Here is a 21,030-nt window from a genome sequence, read left to right as displayed (position 1 = left end):
AAAAAAGCCCCGCTGATGACCAGCATCGGCGGGGCGATCGTTGCAATATGCTGCGTGATCAATCGTCGCGGTGCACGCGTTCCTTGCGTTCGTGACGCTCTTGCGCCTCGAGCGTCAGGGTGGCGATGGGGCGGGCGTCAAGACGGCGGAGGCTGATCGGCTCTCCGGTCAGGTCGCAATACCCGTATTCGCCGGTCTCGATGCGGCGAAGCGCCGCGTCGATCTTGCTGACCAGTTTGCGTTGACGGTCGCGCGTGCGCAATTCCAGCGCGCGATCGGTTTCCTCGCTTGCGCGATCGGCAAGGTCGGGCACGCTGCGGGCGCTGTCCTGCAGGCCTTCAAGCGTTTCTGCCGAAAGGTCCTGCAATTCCTGCTTCCAGGCTTCAAGCTTGCGACGGAAATATTCGAGCTGAAGCTCGTTCATGAAGGGCTCGTCCTCGGCGGGGCGATAATCCTTGGGAAGGAAGGTCTGGGCTTTCATTACGTCCTCCGGCGGCGCCGGGCGGAGCAAAAGTTTCCGGCACCTTGCGCGCCCCATTAAAGTATGACTGCCTGCTTGTCACTATGTTTGCGCAGCCTAATTCATTACAACCCCGGATCACGGGTCGGGCAACAGGCACTTTCGGCCAAGCAGTTCACGAAAAAGGAGAGTCTTGATGCAATTCACCGGGACAGATCGATATGTCGCGCCCCCCGACCTGGCCGTCGCCGTCAATGCCGCCGTGACGCTGGAACGGCCCTTGCTGGTCAAGGGCGAACCCGGCACCGGCAAGACCGAACTGGCCCGTCAGGTTGCCACCAGCCTGGGGATGCCGATCATCGAATGGCACGTGAAATCAACGACAAAGGCGCAGCAGGGCCTGTATGAATACGACGCGGTCAGCCGGTTGCGTGACAGCCAGCTGGGCGATGCCCGCGTGAACGAAGTGTCGAATTACATCCGCAAGGGCAAGCTGTGGCAGGCCTTCGAGGCACCGCAGCGGGTCGTGTTGCTGATCGATGAAGTCGATAAGGCCGATATCGAATTTCCAAACGATCTGCTTCAGGAATTGGACCGGATGGAGTTTCACGTCTATGAAACAGGCCAGACAATTCGCGCGGCGCAAAGACCGGTCGTCATCATTACCTCGAATAATGAAAAGGAATTGCCCGACGCATTTTTGCGCCGTTGCTTTTTCCATTATATCCGTTTTCCCGATGCCGAAACCTTGCGCGCCATCGTAAACGTCCATTACCCGAACCTGAAACCCCGCCTGCTGGACGAAGCGCTGACGCAATTCACCGATCTGCGCGAGGTGCCGGGGATGAAGAAAAAGCCCTCGACCAGCGAATTTCTGGACTGGCTGAAACTGATCCTGGCCGAAGACCTGGCCCCCGAGGATCTGAAGCGTGATCCCGCCACGATGCTGCCCCGTCTGCACGGTGCGCTTTTGAAGAACGAACAGGATGTCGCGCTGTTCGAACGGCTGGCCTTCATGTCGCGCCGACAGCGCTAAGGGTCAGGCTTGCGGCGCGGGCCCTGCCCCGCCTAGGCTGGCGCCGCAACATATATGGGAGGGTTTCATGACACAGGGCTTCGACACGACGGCCATTCACGCAGGCGCCGCGGCCGATCCGGCCACGGGTGCGCGGCAGGTGCCGATCTATCAGACGACGGCCTATGCCTTCCGCGACGCCGATCACGCCGCAGCGCTGTTCAACCTGCAAGAGGTCGGCTTCATCTATTCCCGCCTGACGAACCCGACCGTTGCGGCGCTGCAGTCGCGGGTCGCGGCACTTGAGGGCGGCGCGGGGGCGGTCTGCTGTTCTTCCGGCCATGCGGCCCAGATCCTGGCGCTGTTCCCGCTGATGGAGCCGGGGCGCAACATCGTCGCCTCGACGCGGCTTTATGGCGGCACGGTCACGCAGTTCAGCCAGACAATCCGGCGCTTTGGCTGGTCGGCGAAATTCGTCGATCTGGACGATCCGCAGGCGCTGAAGGACGCCATCGACGACGACACCCGCGCGATCTTCTGCGAATTGATCAGCAACCCGGGCGGCTATGTCACCGACATCCCCGCGGTCGCGGCCATTGCCGATGACGCGGGTATTCCGCTGATCGTGGACAACACGCTGGCGACCCCCTATCTGTGCCGCCCGATCGAGATGGGCGCCACATTGGTCGTCCACAGCCTGACGAAATACATGACCGGCAACGGCACCGTCACCGGCGGCGTCGTTGTCGACAGCGGCAAGTTCGACTGGTCGGCCAGCGACAAATTCCCCAGTCTGTCAGCCCCCGAGCCTGCCTATCACGGGCTGAAGTTCCACGAGACCTTCGGCAATCTGGCCTTCACCTTCCATGGCATCGCCATCGGTCTGCGCGATCTGGGCATGACCATGAACCCGCAGGGCGCCCATTACACGCTGATGGGGATCGAGACGCTTGGCCTGCGCATGCAGCGGCATTGCGAAAACGCGCTGAAGGTCGCGCAATGGCTGGAAAACGATCCGCGGGTCGAGACCGTCACCTATGCCGGGCTGGACAGTTCGCCATGGAAGGCAACCGCCGACCGGCTGTATCCCAAGGGGATCGGCGGTCTGTTCACCTTCGCGATCAAAGGCGGCTATCAGGCGGCGGTCAAGCTGGTCGATGCGCTGGAGCTGTTCAGCCATGTGGCCAACCTGGGCGATGCGCGGTCGCTGGTGATCCATTCAGCATCGACCACCCACCGCCAGCTGACCGAGGATCAGCAGCGCGCTGCAGGTGCCGGACCTGAAATCGTGCGCCTGTCCGTCGGCATCGAGGATGTCGCCGATCTGATCGCAGATCTGGATCAGGCGCTGGCCAAGGCGACGGCCTGAGGGCATCGGGGGCCATCGCGGCCCCCGATCGTATCAATTAGCGGGGGCGTCCGTTTCGGGCAGCGGCTCGACGATGCCCGGCACCACGGGTTCGTCCGGCGCGGGCGCACCGTCGCCATGCATCGGCACGTCGCCGCCCTTCGTGCGGTGATGCTTCTGCCCCTTGGGTTGCATCGGCGCGCAGGCCCCATCCCCCGTCAGCGCATAGTCGATGTCGACACGTGACGACATCTCCATCTCGCCGGCCTGAACCGGAACGCTGTCGGCCATCGCGGCTTCCATCCGCATCATCGGGCGGGGACCGCCACCACTGCTCTGGCTGTCACGGATGGACAGGACGGGGCCGAGGGTCAGACCGGCGGCCTCGGCCAGAACCTCGGCCTTGCGGCGGGCGTCGGTGACGGCCTGCTCGCGGGCGTCGTCCTGGGCATCGGCGCCGTCTTCGCGCGAAAACTCGATGCCGTTGATTTCATTGGCGCCTGCGCTGACGATGGCATCCAGCACCTCGCCCAAGCGGGCCAGATCGTTAACGCGGACGCTGACCATGTTGCTGGCCTGATAGCCGGTGACGGTCGGGGCGCGATCCTCGTCGTATTTCATCAGCGGGTTCAGGTTCAACCCCGAGGTCTGGATCTGCGCCTGATCGATCCCCGCATCGGTCAGCGCCTTGACGACCGCCGCCTGCTGGCCGGAGTTCTGGTCCATCGCGGCCTTGGCGCTGTCACCTTGGGTGGTCACACCCAACTGAACGGTCGCCATATCGGGGGCGATCCGCGCCAGCCCTTCACCGGTGACCGACAGGCGCGACACCTCGGCCCCCGCGCCGCAGGTCATGCTGGGGGCGGCCATGGCCGATGTGGACATCAGGCCGACGGCGGCCACGCCAAGCGCCAATGCGCGGGCCTTGGAAAACTGCAGGTGCGACGCCATGGAAGATCCTCCTTGATCGTTTCATCGAACGTTTCATTCCGTGCAGCATTCATGCACCCCGCCCGCATTCCTGCCTAGGCCGGAAGGTGTCGAAAGCGGTCACAGTTCTGCCAGTTCTTCTTTCAACGTTCCACAATTTGCGGTAGTGATGGGTAAGGTCAACGACATCATGCGGCTTAAAATGCATGATGCAAATCGAGCAGCGAACCATACAAATGAACCAGCATGCCGCGCCCCCCGAATTTGCCATGAGCTTCACCCAGGAAGCCGTCCAGCTGGAACGCCGTGACGGTCCGGAATGGCGCCCCTTGGGACAGGCCCGTTTCACCGGTGACGATCTTACCGCCCGCCTGATCGCGATGCGCGATCAGGCGGGTGGCGGCGGGGGGGAACTGGACACGCTTCTGGTCATCCCCGACGATCAGGTCCTCTATACCACGCTGACGGTGCCCTTCGGGTCGGATACCCCGGCAACCATCGCGCGGGCGCTGGAAGCATCGACCCCCTATGCGGCGCAGGATCTGGTCTTTGACTGGTGCCCGGCCGTCAACGGCGACATCGAAACGCTGCGCGTCGCCGCCGTCGCCCGCCGCACCCTGTCCGAGGCCGAGGATTTCGCCCGCGCCCAAGGGTTCCGTCCCTCGGGCTTCCAGGCGCGCCCCGATGACGACCGGTTTGAGGGGCAACCCGACTTCGGCACCTCGCGGCTGGCGCAGGAACAGTTCGATCGCCGTCCGTTCAGCGACCCCGATCTGGTGCATGCGCGCGTCACCGCCCCCTTCATCGAACCGGCGACCATCAACGCGCCCGAAGTCGCAGCCCCCGTCGTCGCGCAGCCCGAGCCGCAGCCGATCATCGTGTCGCGGATCACGTCGCATGTGGCCGTTGCAGATGCGCCGCAAAAGGATGCCAAGCCCCGCACGCCCCTGGTCGCCACCCCGGCAGCGCCCACCGAGGGCGGCGCTGCCGTGATCCGTCACGGCCAGAATGCGCCATTGACCGCAAAGCGCCTGTCGCCGCGTGCCGAGGCGGTTCACAACCGAGCTGCTGCAGCCAAGGCCAACCGCAAGCAGACCGCCCCCGCCGCTGCCGCGACCGGCGTTGCCGCCAGCCTGCGCAAGCTGGACCCGGCGCGACTGCCCGTGATGGTCGGTGGACTGGCGATTGCCGTGGTGTTGGGTCTGGTCGTCTTTGGCGGCGACAGCCAGCCTGTGATCGAGGCCGAACCCGCGCCACAGCGCACCGCAGCCGTTCAACCGGCCGAACCCGCGCCGCAAGCGGCTCAGCCTCCGCAGGCCGAGGTGCAGGAACCTGCCGCCGAAATTCCCACCGCCGCCCTGCCGCCGATCCAGATGCCCCAGCCCGTGGGTGAAGGCATCCTGCGTGATGCGCCCGCCGATGCCCCCGCCGCCGATACGCCGGATGACGACCCGCTGACGCGGGCTCTGGCCGAAGCGATGGCTGCCAACCCCGAGCCGGAACCTGTCGCGCAGACGCTGACGAATGACCAGATCGCCGCAGCGACCCTGCTGCCGCGTCAACTGTCGGCACCGCAACCTGCGGCGTCGGCGCGGCCCGATGACAGCCAGACCGTCGGCGCGCCGCTGACCCCCGAGGCCGTGCCCGCTGCGGCCCCCGCACCTCAGGAACGGCCCGCGCCGACCCAAAGCGCCGCTCCCGCCGAAAAGCCCGAGCCGGCACCGGCTGCGACCGCGATCAGCCGGGCGGTGAACCTGCAAAGCTCGGCCCGTCCGCCGCGGACGACACCCGCGCGCGCCTCGACGCCCGCAGCGCCCGAGGCCCGTCCGCGTGTGCCCTCGAACCCGCTGCCGTTCGAGGATGGTGCAGCGACCGCCGCTGCCCCCCGCATTGCTGCAAGCCGCCCGCCGGAACGTCCGGCGCGTGCTGCTGCGCGTCCGGCAGCGCCTACCCCTGCACCCACGCCTGCCCCTGCGCCCGCTGCGGCACCCGAACGTCCTGCTGCGCCTGCGCCCGCCGCAAACCTTGGGGCGCGCCCGCCCAGCATCTCGCGGCCCGCGCGCAGCCCTCAGCCGGCAGAAACCGCAGCACCTGCTCCGGCACCCAGTGCTGCGCCGGCGACCGCTGGTCGCCCGCCCTCGCGTCCACAGGATCTGTCACTGCTGGAAGAAGGCAGCGCTGCAGAAGATGACGCCCCGCGCCAGTTGACGCAGGCCGAGCGCAGTCTGCTGGAACGCCAACTGCACGATCTGCGCACCGCACAGGCCGGTGATGCCGGGTTCAGCCCCAAGGAACGCGGGCTGGTCTTCCGCCTTGCCGACGCCCGTCCGGTGCGCAAGCCGGTCTCGGTTCGCGGACCGTCGCAGAAGGCGGTTGAATCCGCCGTGGCTCAGGCCGTCAGCGGTGGCCGCCCCGAACCCAAGGCCGATGCGTCAAAGGCCGACAATGCCCCTCCCGCCATCCGGGCAACGGCATCGGGCGCGATCGACGGATCGAACCGGCCAAGCGCCAAGCCGCGCAGCAACGGCTCGCCCAGTCTGTCGTCGGCGGCTGTAGACGCAGCCGTTGCCTCGGCCATCGAAGCGCAGCCTTCGGCGGGTTCGGTGGCCTTGACCTCATTGGCGTCATCGGCCTTGCCGCCGCGTCGTGCGGCGCGCGCGGCCCCTGCTGCTGCCAACGCCATGGTTGCCAGCGCCGTACCGGTAGCTGCGGCGGTCGTGCCCTCGGTCGCGGACCGTCAGGCAGCTGATCAGGCTGCGGCACAGGCCGAGCAGCGCCGTCAGGATGATGAACTGCAAGCGCAGGCCGAAGCGCGTGCCCGTTCGCAGGCCGCCGCCGATGCCCGCGCCGAGGCGCAGGCCCGCGCCGCCGCCGAAGCCCGTGCCCGCGCGCAAGCCGAAGCCGAGGCCCGCGCCGCCGCCGCCCGCAACCAGCAGTACCGTCCCCCGGAAGTCAACGCAGAACCCGACGTCATCGCGGCAATCCCACAAGGCGCCAATGGCTCGGCCGGGTCCAGCGCGACTGTCAAGGATGGCATCAAGCTGAACAGCACGCAGATCATCGGCACCATCGGCGCCGGTCAGGCCAGCCGAGCCTTGGTGCGCCTGTCGAACGGCCGCGTATTGACCCTGCGGATCGGCGACAAGATCAACGGCGGTCAGATCACCGCCATCGGTGACAGCCGGATCACCTATCAGAAGCGTGGTCAGGCCCATGCCCTGGGCGTCTTGAACGGCCAGTGATCAGATGGCTCTGCGCCAGCGCGCAGGGTCAACCATCAAGGCGCTGGACGCTGTAGCCCTGTTCCTGCAGCAGGTTCAAAACCCCCGCCTTGCCCGGCAGATGCAACGCACCGAAGGCCGCGACGATCCCCTTGCCATCGCGATGCGCCTTATCGGCCCCTTCGGTCAGCACGCCGATCCATTTGCGGTTGCGATTGTCCATCAGCCGGTCCTGCGCCAGGGCCATCTGTTCATCGACTTCGGATTTGGGCAGGCCGGAATTCTCATAGGCGTCGAACCGTCCGAATTCCCAGATCTCCCAGACATTCCCGCTGAAATAGGCATCCGTCAGCGTCACCGCATAATCATCGGCATGCGCAGCCGAGGGCAAGGCGGTGCGGATCATGTCAACCTCTTGCGCGGGGGTCAGGTCGGAATAGAGGTCGAAGATGGTATCCCAAGGCTCCAACGCATGGATGGGCGTCTGCTGCTGTTGCGCCTGATGAACCAGCAGATGGTCCAAGCCACCGGTCTTGCCACCCGATTTTTCCATCGCATCCAGCATGCAGGGCGAGATCCCAAGCATCATCGACACATACCAAGGCCGCAACCGCGAGGTAATGACGGCAGGCGATCCGCGGTCCGACATGGCATCCGACAGCTGCTGCCATTCGTCGGGGGACAGACGCTCTGGCAGGGTCGGGCCATCGGCATCGACCATCAGGCTGGGATCGGATTGCAGCGCCTCGGTCAGGCGGGCTTCTTCGCGCGGCCCGGCCTCGACATACAGCGCGGCCGCGTCGGCGATGACCGGCTGCAGGCGCTTGACCATCGGCGCGTGGCGGTCGTCGCCAAAGTGATAGGTGCCGACCAATGTGATCTGCAGCTCGCCCTTGCTGGCGCGAAACAGCAGACCGTCGCGGAAGGGCACGTCGCGCACGGCGGCGTCGATCCGCGCCTTCTTGTCCGCGGGCATGGTGTCGAACAGGTTTTGGCCCGTGCAACCGTCGGCCCAAGCGGGCACCGACAGGGACACAATCGCCAGCGCGGCGGCCTTCAGGACATGTCGCATCGCGTCTTTCCAAATGCGTGGCAGATGCTGCGCAGGCTGTCACGAAATGCACCCGCCTTCCAGCGGGGCCATGCAAAATCCGGATGCAAACCCGTTGACAGTGTCGTGTGTCGCGCCTAAATCAACGTCATTGGCACTCGCACCCGGTGAGTGCCAACAACGCAACACTGTAACCTGAAATATCGGAGTGTTCACATGGCATTTAAACCGCTGCAAGACCGCGTTCTGGTCCGCCGCGTCCAGTCGGAAGAAAAGACCAAGGGCGGTCTGATCATCCCCGACAACGCCAAGGAAAAGCCCGCAGAAGGCGAAGTCGTCTCGGTCGGTGATGGCGCACGCAAGGACTCGGGCGAGCTGATCGCACCCTCGGTCAACGCAGGCGACCGCGTGCTGTTCGGCAAATGGTCCGGCACCGAAGTCACGGTCGACGGCGAAGAGCTGCTGATCATGAAAGAAGGCGACATCCTGGGCGTGATCAGCTGATCACCCGGATAGTCCCTTTCTTCAAACAAACTTCAGGAGATTCAAATGGCAGCTAAAGAAGTCAAATTCGGCACCGACGCACGCGACCGGATGCTGAAAGGCGTCAACATCCTTGCGGATGCCGTCAAAGTCACCTTGGGCCCCAAAGGCCGCAACGTCGTCATCGACAAATCCTTCGGTGCACCGCGCATCACCAAAGACGGTGTGTCGGTTGCCAAGGAAATCGAACTGTCCGACAAGTTCGAGAACATGGGCGCTCAGATGGTCCGCGAAGTCGCTTCGCGCACCAATGACGAAGCCGGCGACGGCACCACCACTGCGACGGTTCTGGCTCAGGCCATCGTCAAAGAGGGCATGAAGGCCGTTGCTGCCGGCATGAACCCCATGGACCTGAAGCGCGGCATCGATCTGGCCACCACCAAGGTCGTGGAAGCCATCAAAGCTGCTTCGCGTCCCGTGAACGACACCGACGAAGTCGCTCAGGTCGGCACGATCTCGGCGAACGGCGAAGCGTCGATCGGTCGCATGATCGCTGACGCCATGCAGAAAGTTGGAAACGAGGGTGTCATCACCGTCGAAGAAAACAAAGGCATGGAAACCGAAGTCGAAGTCGTCGAAGGCATGCAGTTCGACCGCGGCTACCTGTCCCCCTATTTCGTGACCAACCCCGACAAGATGGTTGCCGAAATGGAAGACGCCTACATCCTGCTGCACGAAAAGAAACTTTCGTCGCTGCAGCCGATGGTTCCGCTGCTGGAAGCCGTCATCCAGTCGGGCAAGCCGCTGGTCATCGTCTCGGAAGACGTCGAAGGCGAGGCTCTGGCCACGCTGGTCGTCAACAAGCTGCGTGGCGGCCTGAAGATCGCTGCCGTCAAGGCACCGGGCTTCGGTGATCGTCGCAAGTCGATGTTGCAGGACCTTGCGATCCTGACCGGTGGTCAGGTCATCAGCGAAGACCTGGGCATGAAGCTGGAAAACGTCACGATCGACATGCTTGGCACCGCCAAGAAGGTCACGATCAACAAGGACAACACCACCATCGTCGATGGCGCCGGTGACAAGTCCGAGATCGAAGCACGTGTCGCCCAGATCCGTCAGCAGATCGAAGAAACCACTTCGGACTATGACAAGGAAAAGCTGCAGGAACGCGTTGCCAAACTGGCAGGCGGCGTTGCAGTCATCCGCGTCGGCGGCATGAGCGAAATCGAAGTGAAAGAGCGTAAGGACCGCGTCGACGACGCCCTGAACGCAACCCGCGCCGCCGTCCAAGAGGGCGTTGTCGTTGGTGGTGGTGTTGCCCTGGTTCAGGGTGGCAAGGTTCTGGAAGGTCTGACGGGTGCGAACTCGGATCAGGACGCCGGTATCTCGATCGTCCGCCGCGCGCTGGAAGCTCCGATGCGCCAGATCGCTGAAAACGCTGGCGTCGATGGCGCCGTCGTGGCTGGCAAGGTCCGTGAGTTGACCGACAAGGCCTTCGGCTTCAACGCCCAGACCGAAGAATATGGCGACATGTTCAAGTTCGGCGTGATCGACCCCGCAAAGGTCGTCCGCACCGCGCTGGAAGACGCTTCCTCGGTTGCGGGCCTGCTGATCACCACCGAAGCCATGATCGTCGAAAAGCCCGAGCCGAAAGGCCAGGGCGGCGGCATGCCCGACATGGGTGGCATGGGCGGCATGGGCGGCATGATGTAATCATCCCCCTGCCCCATGGCAGATACGGAAAAGGGCGTCCCTCGGGGCGCCCTTTTTTTCGTTCGCAATTTGAACTGCCAAAACAATTGGGACTAAGATTGAATTGCGAAGGTGTTCCAAATTCGCGGCGCTTATCGCGATGGACATACTGCGATCCGGTCGATGAATGCAGGCTTCGTCAGATCGCAGATCCAAGATCGCGACGATGTAACGATGAAACCGTTCATTCACGAAGACCACCGGTTCGCGCGCCGGTCTTGGTTTATATTCTGTAGCATCATCTTAACGCCGGCCATTGTTGTGACGGAGTTTGAGGCTGTGTTGGACAGCGGCCTGTTTTTCACGGATACAAATGCCCAAAGCGTCCGCAATCTGGTCACCGGATTTTTCGGCAAAACTGCCCTCCACCATAGGCCAGTCTTATCAACCCGCACGCTATGAGGCAGCAACAAACTCCGAAGCGACGTTTTCGTCAACGAAAAATGCGCTAGCGCCTAGGTGATACGACCTTCAACCTTCATGGATTTGCACAAAGACTGGAAACGCGATTTGGCAACCTCGCCCATCAGGGCGCGCCCGGTCTTGGTCAGATCCAGCGTCACGCTTTGGCCCGGCACATGCTTTAGCGAAGCGGCACCTGCCAGATCGTCGATGGCAAACATTGCACCAAAGCGCATGGCCTTGCCCAAAATCTCGGCCGCCAAAATTTCATCATCCGAGAGCAGCGCGAACAGTGGTGCCATCTGCGATTGGGCGCGATTGTTCTTGTAGCGGTGCAACAGCGCCAGCCCCAAGTAAATCCGTTCAGGGTGGCTGAGGGCGGCCATATTGGCGCGGGTTACATTGTCGAAACAGGCCTCGGCGCGGTAATCGGGGTGGGCGCGCCAAGCCGTATCATGCAGGAGGCAGGCGGCCTGCATCAGGCGGTCGCGCTCCGGCGTCAGATCTGGGAACAGCGGCAGCAGGAAGTGATACAGCTTCTTGCCGAACCCGGGCAGCCGCGCCATTTGCTTTTCAGTAAAGCGCGCGGCCTCCAGCAGGGGATCACGGCGGCGCAACGTATCGGACATATGTTCGTACAGCAGGCCTTCGCGGATACCAAAGCTGGAGACGGCCAGCTCCTTCGGCGCAAAGACATCGATCAGCTGCGACAGGACCTTGCTGGCCAGCGGCACCAGCTCGATCCGCGATGATGATATGCCGACCTTGCCGCGCAGCGTGTTAAGATCATGCTGACCCATCCATTCGATGGTCTCTGCCACCGCATCCGGGCTCATCCGGTATTCGTGCAGCACCGTCATCGGATACTTGCTGCGTTCCATGTCCAGACGCGCGATGGCCCGCCATGAACCGCCAACCAGATAGATGCGTTCGTGATCGGTGCCGACCTCATCGGCCAGTTCGGCCAGAATCGACGTGATATGGTCCTGCAACTTTTCGGGCGGCACCTGCTGCAGGCGGAACGGCCCCAGTTGCGAGGTGACGCGCTTGCCGACCTTGCCGTTTTCGACCACCGCCAACTCAAGGGAGTTGCCGCCGATGTCGCAGACCAACCCCTTGGCATCGGGCCAGCCCAGCAGAACGCCCTGCGCCGACAAACGGGCCTCTTCCTGACCGTCGATGACGAACAGCTTCAGCCCGGTTTCCTTTTCGACGCGCGCCTGGAAGGCGGGACCGTCCTCGGCTTCGCGGACGGCGGCGGTGGCGACACAGGTCAGCGGTTGGATGTCCATGCTTTTGGCAAGCGCCGCGAAACGTGCCAGCGCGGAAAAACCGCGTTCGACCCCGGCGGGGTTCAGGCGGCCCGTGGTAGCCATGTCCTGCCCCAGTCCCGCCATGACCTTTTCATTGTAGAAATAGGCCGGCGACCGCGCCGCCCCGTCAAAGACCACAAGCCGGATCGAGTTCGACCCGACATCCACGATCCCCACACGTTTCAACGCCCGCTTGGGCAGCTTGGAGAACTTGCGACCGAATGGCTCGATCTTCTGTCCGCTGGTGGTTCGCACCCCGTTCATCTTCAAGCCTTTCGCAATGCCTTCAAGGTTCCTTGGCCCGACAAGGCCAAGGCGTCAATCGGAAGAATGTGTCAGCGCCGGAACATCACGCGCCCCCGCCGTGCCCCGCCCCGACAGCGAGGGGTTCTCCATGAAGAACCGGTGGCAGTTGAACAGATCGTCGCGGCCCTGCGGAAGATAGCGCAAAAAACGGCCATCGGGCTGCAATAGCCAGCTTTGCGCCTCGTCGGCCATGTTGGCGGCCATGACCTGATTGACGATCTGCGCCTTGACGGTTTCGTTGCGACATTCGACCAATGTTTCGACCCGACGGTTCAGGTTGCGATCCATCCAGTCGGCGGAACTGATGAAGACCCGCGATTTGATCGACGGCAAGCCGCAGCCATTGCCGAAGCAGACGATCCGCGAATGTTCAAGGTACCGACCGACGATCGATTTTACGCGGATATTTTCCGACAACCCTTTGATGCCCGGCCTGATTCCGCAGATACCACGCACGACAAGGTTGATCTTGACCCCTGCCTCGCTGGCGGCATAGAGCGCCTCGATCACGTCGGTTTCGGTCAGCGAATTGACCTTGACCCAGATGGCTGCCGGACGCCCCTGTCGGGCGAATTCGGCCTCGGCGGCGATCAGGGCGATCAGATGCGGTTTCAGTTCGATGGGCGAGATCGACAGGTTTTCCAGCCCCGCGGGCTGCACGTATCCCGACAGATAGTTGAAGACCTTGGTGGCATCGCGGCCCAGTTCGGCATCGCAGGTGAACAGCGACATGTCTGTATAGATCCGCGCCGTGATCGGGTGATAGTTGCCGGTGCCGTAGTGGGTATAGGTCACCAGCGTATCGCCTTCGCGCCGCACGATCGTGCTGATCTTGGCGTGGGTCTTATAGTTCACGAAACCATAGACGACATGCGCACCGGCGCGTTCCAGACGACGCGACTGGCGGATATTGGCGGCCTCGTCGAAGCGCGCCTTCAGTTCGACCAGCGCCGTGACGGATTTGCCGGCCTCGGCGGCCTCGCACAGGGCATCGACGATGGGGCTGTCGCGGCTGGTGCGATAGAGCGTCTGCTTGATCGCCAACACGTCGGGATCACGCGCGGCCTGCGCCAGAAAGCGCACCACCATGTCAAAGGTCTCATAGGGGTGATGCAGCAGCATGTCCTTTTGCCGGATGGCCGAGAACATGTCGCCGTCATGGTCCTGCACCCGTTCGGGCACGCGCGGCGTAAAGACCGGCCACAGCAGGTCGCGGCGGTTGTCCAGCACCAGCTCGGACAGGTCGGCCATGCCCAGAAGGCCCTCGACTTCGATGACCTCGTCGGCGGTCACCTCCAGTTCGTCCATGATCAGGCGGCGCAGGCGATCCGGCGCCCCCGAGGTGATCTTCAGCCGGATGACGCTGCCCCGACGGCGACGCTTCAGCGCGGTTTCGAATTCGCGGACCAGATCCTCGGCCTCTTCCTCGACCTCCAGATCGCTGTCGCGCAGCACGCGGAAGCTGCAGTGACCGACGTCGCGATAGCCGGGGAACAGGCTGGACAGATGCATCAGCAGCAGGTCCTCCAGCCTCAGGAAACGCTCTCCCCCCGGCAGGGACACGAAGCGCGGCAGCTGCGCCGGGATGGGCAGCAGGGCCTGCATCTTGCGGTCATCGGTTTCGCGCGCCAGCTGCAGGGCCAGCGAAAATCCGGTGTTCGGAATGAAGGGGAACGGATGCGCGGGATCGATGGCCAGCGGCGATAGGACCGGAAAGACGCGGTTCAGGAAATAATGGCGCAGGAATTCCTCTTCGGCGCGGGTCAGGCGCTGGCGGGACAGGATGACGATGCCGGCCTGCTCCATCTCTTTGCGCAATCCGTTCCAGACCCCCTGTTGCGCGGCCATCAGGCGGCGGGCATCGCCGTTGATCAATGCCAGCTGTTCGGCAGGCAGCAGCCCGTCGTCCGAAGGCGTCGTGCTGCCTTCGCGCACCAATTCGCGCAGGCCCGCGACACGGGTGGTATAGAATTCGTCCAGATTGGTCGCGCTGATCGATACGAAGCGCAGGCGTTCCAACAGCGGCACGCGTGGGTTACGCGCTTCGTCCAGCACCCGCCAGTTAAACGACAGCCAGCTGAGTTCACGGTTGAAGAACCGGTTCACCCCCTGCGGCACACCGCCCGGCAGCGACTTGGGTTCCGGAAAAGGCGAACGGAGGAAATCGGCTTGGGTCATGATATTCCAGCAACGTCGGTTAGCGCGATCATGCGTCAGCCTCGGACAGCTTGTCCAGCAGGTCGGCGGCGATACGGCGGGTGACGGGGCCTTTCTGCGCCATCGCGGCGTGATCCATTGCCGCGACCAGCCGACGGGCCAACCCAAGATCGCGGTCCATGTGCAGCGCCAGCCAGTCGATCAGCCCGGCGGGCACGGCCAGTTGCCGGTCCGCGAACAGCTTGACCAGCACCGCTGCCAGCAGCGCTTGATCCGGCGGACCAAGGTGAACCTGCGGCATGGCATCCATCCGCGACCGCAGATCGGGCAGCAACAGCCCCCAATCGCGCGGGGGCCTGCGTGCGGTCATCAGCAGCAGGCAGTCGCGCGGGCCACACAGGTTCCACAGGTGGAACAGGGCCTGTTCGACCCCGGCGGCAAAGCCCGCATGATCGGCATCCTCGATGACGATGGCCCCACCCTCGGCGGCCAGCATGTCGGGGGCATCGGGGCGGAGAGCCGCCGCCGCGATCCGCCGCGCGCCGTTTTCCGCGGCCCAGAAGGCCGCCATATGCGTCTTGCCCGCGCCCTCGGGTCCGATCAGCAGCATCCGTCCGTTCGGCCATGACATCGGCGCATCCAATGCCGCCAGTGCCGCGCGATTGGCGGGCGCGGGCAGAAAGTCGGCCCGCGCATGGGCCGGAGGCGTCGTCAGGTCCAATGTCAGCTGGCGGGAAGGATTGCCTTGGGTCACGCGGCCTCCGGGTCAGTCCGTCATCCGGCGCGACAGGTCTTCCTGCATCACCTCGATTTCCTGCTGCCCGCGGGCGTGATCGGCGGCCAGCCGGGCCTGACGCATGCTGTCGCGCACGGTGCCCGACGGCACGATCTCGACCAGGATCGGCAAGTCGGGATCGGATGGCGCGACCTGCCCGGTATAGAGCGAACTTTCCCGATAGCGCGCGATCAGGAAGCGCGCCAGAACCCCAAGTGCCGCTGCCATCGGCACGGCCATGACCAGACCGACAAAGCCGAACAACGCGCCAAAGACCGACAGCGCCAGCAACAGCCAGACCGGGTGAAGACCGACATGACCGCCGACGATCTTGGGCTGCAGATAATTCCCCTCGACCACCTGACCGATGCCGAAGATGGCGACGACGGCGCCGATCCAGACCGGCTCGCCCCAGAAGCTGAACAGCGCGACCCCGATGGCCGTCGCCCCACCGATCAGCACGCCGACATAGGGGATGAAGGACAGACAGGCCGCCATGATGCCGATGAAGAACCCGAAGGGCAGCCCCACGATCATCAGCGCAATCGCGTACCAGATGCCAAGGATCAGGATGACCAGCGACTGGCCGCGAAGAAAGCCGGACAGCGCATCGTCGATCTCGGATGCCAGTTGGCGGACGGTGGGGGCATGTTCGCGTGGCAGATGGCGGTCGACGGCACGCACCATGTTGTCCCAGTCCAGCAGCAGATAGAACGCCACCACCGGCACGATGACCAACAGCGCGATGGCCCCGATCACGCCCCGCACCGACCCCAGAATGGTCGAGGCAAAGCTGCCCGCCCGTTCCCCGATGGCCGTCTGCAGATCTGCCAGCGTCTTGTCCAGGCCCGCGCCCTGCGGGATGGTGCCCGGAAAGCGGTTGTCGACGAAGGCGCGGGCCTGATCCAGCATCTGCGGCGCGGTCTCGATCAGGGCGCTGGCCTGACGGACCAGAACCGGCACGATCAGCAAGACCACCGCAACGCAGAGAAGCACCACGACGAAGGTGATGACCACCACCGACATGGTGCGCGACAGGCCAAGACGTTCCAGACGGTCCGCGACCGGATCCAGCAGATAGGCGACCCCTGCCCCCAGAATGAACGGCAGAACCGCCTGACCCAGCAACCACAGCGTCAGCAGCAGGGTGATTGCCGCCACCCCCCACCACATGATCTGCTTGCGAACGGGGATGCGCATGAACCTGCCCTTATGATTTGATGTACCGCCCGAATGTGACCGCCCGCGCCGACGGTTGCAAGCGCCATACGGTCGGCTTGCACGTCGCGCGGGGCCGCAGGTTCTTGGCAAGTGGCCGCCGGTCCTGTAACCCTGCGCCAAACCGCTTTGAAGGACCGTTCCCCATGCGCATGTCGCGTTATTTCCTGCCCGTACTGAAGGAAGACCCCAAAGAGGCGCAGATCGTCAGCCACCGGCTGATGCTGCGCGCGGGCATGATCAAGCAACAGGCGGCGGGGATCTATTCCTGGCTGCCGCTTGGCTACAAGGTGCTGCGCCGCATCGAACAGATCGTGCATGAGGAACAGCAGCGCGCCGGTCACATCCCGATGCTGATGCCGACGCTGCAGCCCGCCGATCTGTGGCGCGAATCCGGTCGTTATGACGATTACGGCGAAGAAATGCTGCGCGTCACCGACCGCCAGAAGCGCGACCTGCTGTACGGTCCCACGAACGAGGAGATGATCACCGACATCTTCCGCAGCCACGTCAACAGCTATAAGGAACTGCCGCTGACGCTGTACCACATCCAGTGGAAGTTCCGGGACGAGATCCGCCCCCGTTTCGGCGTGATGCGCGGCCGCGAATTCCTGATGAAGGACGGCTATACCTTCGATCTGACCAAGGAAGACGCGCTGCACGCCTATAACCGCCATCTGGTGACCTATCTGCGCAGCTATGAACGCATGGGCCTGCAGGCGATCCCGATGCGTGCCGACAGCGGTCCCATCGGCGGCGACGACACGCATGAATTCCTGGTGCTGGCGGAAACCGGTGAATCCGAGGTCTTCTACGACAGCCAGATCACTGACCTGAAGTTCGGCGACCGCCAGATCGATTACGACAGCGTCGATGAATGCCAGGCGGTGATGGATGAATTCACCAGCCGCTATGCCCGCACCGACGAAACCCACGATCAGGCCGTCTTCGATCAGGTCCCCGAGGAACGCCGTCGCACCGCACGCGGTATCGAGGTCGGCCAGATCTTCTATTTCGGCACCAAATATTCCGAACCGATGGGTGCCACGGTCGTCGGCCCCGATGGGCAGCGCGTGCCGGTCCACATGGGCAGCCACGGCATCGGCGTTTCCCGCCTGCTGGGCGCCATCATCGAGGCGAACCACGACGACAAGGGCATCATCTGGCCCGAAGGCGTGACGCCCTTCCACGTCAGCATCGTCAACCTGAAGCAGGGCGATGCCTCAACCGATGGCGCCTGCGAGGCGATCTATGCCGAGCTGCAGACCCGTGGCTTGGACCCGCTTTATGATGACCGCAACGAACGGGCGGGGGCGAAATTCGCATCCATGGACCTGATCGGCGCGCCCTGGCGCATCACGGTCGGCCCGCGCGGTCTGGCCAACAATCTTGTGGAACTGACCGATCGCCGCAGCGGTGAAAGCACCGAGATGTCGGCCCGCGACGCCATCGCCCGCGTCCAGCAGATCTATCAGCCCATTCTGGGCCTGTCGGTTCAGGACAAGTGATCCGACGCGACCGGCGGCCATGCTCCGCCGGTCGCGCTGATGCAAGCCGTTGAATGGCGCAACGTCACCTTGTCAATCTGTCTAAAAACCATGCAGATCGGCGCGACATGGCGCTTCCTTTTTCGGAAACCGGCTTCTAACGTCACCCTCAGGACAACGTTCCAACTGGGAGACGACCAATGAAAAAGCTTCTTCTCGCGACCGCCGCCGGCGCATTGATGGCCGGTGCCGCTGGTGCTGAAGAAATCAAGCTGGGCGTATCGCTCGGCTTTACCGGTCCGCTGGAATCCATGGCCCCCGCCATGCAGCAGGGTGCGGAACTGGCGATGAAGGAAGTCAGCGACAGCGGCCTGCTGATGGACGGCTCGACCGTCGTGTCGGTTACCGGCGACAGCACCTGCATCGACGCAGCCGCAGCCACCGCCACCGTGGAACGCCTGATCGCCGCGGAAGGCGTCAAGGGCATCATGGGGGGCATGTGTTCGGGTGAAACCATCGCCAGCCTTGAGAACGTCGCCAAGGCGAACGGTATGGTGATGATCTCGCCCTCGGCCACCTCGCCTGCGCTGACCACGATCGAGGATGACGGGCTGTTCTTCCGCACCGCACCCTCGGATGCGCGTCAGGGCGATGTGATGGCCGACATCGTGCTGGGCCGCGACATCAAGACCGTCGCCGTGACCTATACCAACAACGATTACGGCAAAGGTCTGGCCGACAGCTTTGCCAATGCCTTCGAGGAAAAGGGCGGCAGCGTCACCGTCAACAGCGCGCATGACGACGGCAAGGCCGATTATTCCGCCGAGGTCGCCGCACTGGCCGCCGCCGGTGGCGACGCGCTAGTTGTGGTCGGCTATGTCGATCAGGGCGGTTCGGGCGTGGTTCGCGCCGCGCTGGACACCGGTGCGTTCGAGACTTTCGTCTTCCCCGACGGCATGGTCGGTTCGGCGCTGGAGACCAATTTCGGTTCGGAGATCGACGGCAGCTTCGGCCAGAACCCCGCAGCTGACGGTCCGGGCCGCGAAACCTTCCTGTCCATGGCCACCGAAGCGGGCTTCGACGGTTCGGGCGCGTTCTCGGGCGAGGCATATGACGCCGCTGCCCTGATGCTGCTGGCGATGGCCAAGTCGGGTTCATCCGATCCCGCGACCTATAAGGGCAGCGTCATGGATGTCGCCAACGCCCCCGGCGAAGAAATTCTGCCCGGCGAACTGGCCAAGGCGCTGGAGATCATCAACGGCGGCGGCGATGTCGATTATGTCGGCGCAACCGCGGTCGAACTGATCGAGCCGGGTAAATCCTCGGGTGTCTACCGCGAGGTTGAGTTCAAGGACGGCAAGATGGAGGTCGTCGGCTATCGCTAAGCCGGCCTGACCGACAGAAAGCCCGGCATCTTAGAGGTGCCGGGCTTTTCGCAATGATAATAGCCTGTTGCAGGCAGTTCTTCGCCAACGAAGTGAAGACAGGGAAACAGATACATGATCAGGGTCGAAGACCTTCACAGACATTTCGGCGGATTCCGCGCCGTCGATGGCGCCAGCCTGACGATCGAGACCGGATCAATCACCGGCTTGATCGGCCCGAACGGCGCCGGCAAATCGACGCTGTTCAACGTGATTGCAGGCGTGCTGCCTCCTACATCCGGACGGGTGTTCATGGACGGCGAGGATATCACCGGCCTGCCGCCCCACACGTTGTTCCACAAGGGTCTGCTGCGGACCTTCCAGATGGCCCATGAATTCGCCAGCATGACCGTGCGCGAAAACCTGATGATGGTCCCCGGCGTGCAGTCGGGCGAAACCATCTGGAAAACATGGTTCCAGCGCGGTCGCATCGCCCGCGAAGAGGCCGAACTGCGCAAGAAGGCCGATGAGGTTCTGGATTTCCTGACCATCCGCCACCTTGCGAACGAACATGCGGGCAATCTGTCGGGCGGCCAGAAAAAGCTGCTGGAGCTGGGCCGCACGATGATGGTTGACGCCAAGATCGTCTTCTTGGACGAGGTCGGTGCAGGCGTGAACCGCACCCTGCTGATGACCATCGCCGACGCGATCATCCGCCTGAACAAGGAACGCGGCTATACCTTCTGCGTCATCGAACACGACATGGATTTCATCGGCAAGCTCTGCGACCCGGTCATCGTCATGGCCGAGGGCAAGGTGCTGGCCCAAGGCAGCGCATCCGACATCATGCAGAACGAACAGGTGATCGAGGCCTATCTGGGCACCGGTCTGAAGAACAAGGACATGGTGGGCGCATGAGCGACAGCAATTCCAGCTTCGGCAATCGCGGCAATCGCGACGCCTCGGTCGTCAACACGCGCGGCATGGGCACCATCGACGGCACCCGCAGGTCCGGCCCCGTGGGCGAGGGTCGCGCGGGCGATCCTTTCCTGATCGGCGAAGGCATGACCGGCGGATATGGCAAGGGTGCCGATATCCTGCACGACTGCACCATCGCCGTTGAACAGGGCCAGATCGCGGTGATCGTCGGCCCGAACGGGGCTGGCAAATCGACCGCGATGAAGGCCATTTTCGGCATGCTGAACCTGCGTCAGGGCAGCGTGCGCTTGAACGGTCAGGACATCACCGCGCTGAACCCGCAGGACCGCGTCAAGGCGGGCATGGGCTTCGTGCCGCAGGTCAACAACATCTTCCCGTCGATGACGGTCGAGGAAAACCTGGAAATGGGGGCCTTCATCCGCAACGACGACATCCGCCAGACCATGCAGCAGGTCTATGACCTGTTCCCCGCTGTTGCCGAAAAGCGCAAACAGGCGGCGGGTGAATTGTCGGGCGGTCAGCGTCAGCAGGTGGCAGTGGGTCGCGCGCTGATGACCCAGCCTAAGGTCCTGATGCTGGACGAACCGACCGCGGGCGTCAGCCCCATCGTCATGGATGAATTGTTCGACCGCATCATCGCCATCGCACGCGGCGGCATGCCCGTGCTGATGGTGGAACAGAATGCGCAGCAGGCGATGAATATCGCCGACAAGGCCTATGTGCTGGTGCAGGGCGCGAATGCCCATACCGGCACCGGCGCCGAACTGATGGCCAATGACGAGGTGCGCCGCACCTTCCTGGGGGGCTGA

16 protein-coding genes are annotated in these 21,030 nt (G+C 63.7%); 9 read left to right on the top strand and 7 right to left on the bottom strand.

Annotated elements, in window-relative coordinates; genetic code table 11:
- Window positions 1–58: 58 nt before the first annotated feature.
- Entirely contained in the window at window positions 59–481 is a 423-nt protein-coding gene (dksA, locus tag SJY40_RS05315; RefSeq protein WP_378943552.1) for an RNA polymerase-binding protein DksA, read from the bottom strand.
- Window positions 482–656: 175 nt separating this feature from the next.
- On the opposite strand from dksA, the gene SJY40_RS05310 reads away from it, so the two are divergent.
- Together SJY40_RS05310 and SJY40_RS05305 are read left to right on the top strand one after the other, a co-directional pair.
- The gene (locus tag SJY40_RS05310; RefSeq protein ID WP_378943550.1) at window positions 657–1,496 is read left to right on the top strand and encodes an AAA family ATPase; all 840 of its coding nucleotides are present in this window, start codon (window positions 657–659) and stop codon (window positions 1,494–1,496) included.
- Between the two features lie 67 nt (window positions 1,497–1,563).
- Entirely contained in the window at window positions 1,564–2,844 is a 1,281-nt protein-coding gene (locus SJY40_RS05305) for an O-acetylhomoserine aminocarboxypropyltransferase/cysteine synthase family protein (RefSeq protein WP_378943548.1), read from the top strand.
- A 33-nt stretch (window positions 2,845–2,877) separates the two neighbouring features.
- On the opposite strand, the gene SJY40_RS05300 is transcribed toward SJY40_RS05305, so the two are convergent.
- The gene (locus tag SJY40_RS05300) at window positions 2,878–3,774 is read right to left on the bottom strand and encodes an SIMPL domain-containing protein (protein ID WP_378943546.1); all 897 of its coding nucleotides are present in this window, start codon (window positions 3,772–3,774) and stop codon (window positions 2,878–2,880) included.
- A gap of 248 nt (window positions 3,775–4,022) precedes the next feature.
- Here SJY40_RS05300 and SJY40_RS05295 point away from each other — a divergent pair, with 248 nt between their 5' ends.
- Window positions 4,023–6,995 carry a hypothetical protein gene (locus tag SJY40_RS05295; protein ID WP_378943544.1) on the top strand — a complete coding sequence of 991 codons (2,973 nt, stop codon included), beginning with the start codon at window positions 4,023–4,025 and terminating at the stop codon, window positions 6,993–6,995.
- A 28-nt stretch (window positions 6,996–7,023) separates the two neighbouring features.
- Here SJY40_RS05295 and SJY40_RS05290 read toward each other — a convergent pair whose 3' ends face one another.
- Window positions 7,024–8,046 (bottom strand): TraB/GumN family protein, encoded by a 1,023-nt coding sequence (locus SJY40_RS05290; protein WP_378943542.1) that lies wholly within the window; start codon window positions 8,044–8,046, stop codon window positions 7,024–7,026.
- 195 nt (window positions 8,047–8,241) lie between these two features.
- Here SJY40_RS05290 and SJY40_RS05285 point away from each other — a divergent pair, with 195 nt between their 5' ends.
- Together SJY40_RS05285 and groL are read left to right on the top strand one after the other, a co-directional pair.
- The gene (locus SJY40_RS05285) at window positions 8,242–8,529 is read left to right on the top strand and encodes a co-chaperone GroES (RefSeq protein ID WP_378943540.1); all 288 of its coding nucleotides are present in this window, start codon (window positions 8,242–8,244) and stop codon (window positions 8,527–8,529) included.
- A gap of 45 nt (window positions 8,530–8,574) precedes the next feature.
- Window positions 8,575–10,221 (top strand): chaperonin GroEL, encoded by a 1,647-nt coding sequence (gene groL / locus SJY40_RS05280; protein WP_378943538.1) that lies wholly within the window; start codon window positions 8,575–8,577, stop codon window positions 10,219–10,221.
- Between the two features lie 494 nt (window positions 10,222–10,715).
- Here the strand turns inward: groL and SJY40_RS05275 are convergent, their stop codons facing one another.
- From SJY40_RS05275 to SJY40_RS05260, 4 genes are read right to left on the bottom strand one after another with little or no spacing between them, the layout of a single operon-like run.
- Window positions 10,716–12,239, bottom strand: a complete 1,524-nt coding sequence (locus SJY40_RS05275) for a Ppx/GppA family phosphatase (RefSeq protein WP_378943536.1) — start codon at window positions 12,237–12,239, stop codon at window positions 10,716–10,718.
- A gap of 54 nt (window positions 12,240–12,293) precedes the next feature.
- The gene (locus SJY40_RS05270) at window positions 12,294–14,459 is read right to left on the bottom strand and encodes an RNA degradosome polyphosphate kinase (RefSeq protein ID WP_378943534.1); all 2,166 of its coding nucleotides are present in this window, start codon (window positions 14,457–14,459) and stop codon (window positions 12,294–12,296) included.
- A 28-nt stretch (window positions 14,460–14,487) separates the two neighbouring features.
- Window positions 14,488–15,192 carry a chromosomal replication initiator DnaA gene (locus SJY40_RS05265; RefSeq protein WP_378943532.1) on the bottom strand — a complete coding sequence of 235 codons (705 nt, stop codon included), beginning with the start codon at window positions 15,190–15,192 and terminating at the stop codon, window positions 14,488–14,490.
- A 12-nt stretch (window positions 15,193–15,204) separates the two neighbouring features.
- The gene (locus tag SJY40_RS05260; RefSeq protein ID WP_378943530.1) at window positions 15,205–16,413 is read right to left on the bottom strand and encodes an AI-2E family transporter; all 1,209 of its coding nucleotides are present in this window, start codon (window positions 16,411–16,413) and stop codon (window positions 15,205–15,207) included.
- Window positions 16,414–16,577: 164 nt separating this feature from the next.
- Here SJY40_RS05260 and proS point away from each other — a divergent pair, with 164 nt between their 5' ends.
- From proS to SJY40_RS05240, 4 genes are all read left to right on the top strand, one after another.
- The gene (proS, locus tag SJY40_RS05255; protein WP_378943528.1) at window positions 16,578–17,939 is read left to right on the top strand and encodes a proline--tRNA ligase; all 1,362 of its coding nucleotides are present in this window, start codon (window positions 16,578–16,580) and stop codon (window positions 17,937–17,939) included.
- A 179-nt stretch (window positions 17,940–18,118) separates the two neighbouring features.
- Entirely contained in the window at window positions 18,119–19,303 is a 1,185-nt protein-coding gene (locus SJY40_RS05250) for an ABC transporter substrate-binding protein (RefSeq protein WP_378943526.1), read from the top strand.
- Window positions 19,304–19,417: 114 nt separating this feature from the next.
- On the top strand, window positions 19,418–20,200 hold the full coding sequence (locus tag SJY40_RS05245) for an ABC transporter ATP-binding protein (RefSeq protein WP_378943524.1): 783 nt from the start codon (window positions 19,418–19,420) through the stop codon (window positions 20,198–20,200).
- A complete protein-coding gene (locus SJY40_RS05240) occupies window positions 20,197–21,030 on the top strand; it encodes an ABC transporter ATP-binding protein (protein ID WP_378943522.1) in 834 nt (277 codons plus the stop codon). The genes SJY40_RS05245 and SJY40_RS05240 overlap by 4 nt, the downstream gene beginning before the upstream one ends.

The sequence above is a fragment of the Paracoccus sp. R86501 genome, assembly GCF_042466435.1.
In the GTDB taxonomy this organism is placed as follows: domain Bacteria; phylum Pseudomonadota; class Alphaproteobacteria; order Rhodobacterales; family Rhodobacteraceae; genus Paracoccus.
Note: the sequence above shows the minus strand (reverse complement) of the source record. Positions and strands in the feature narration are given on the sequence as shown.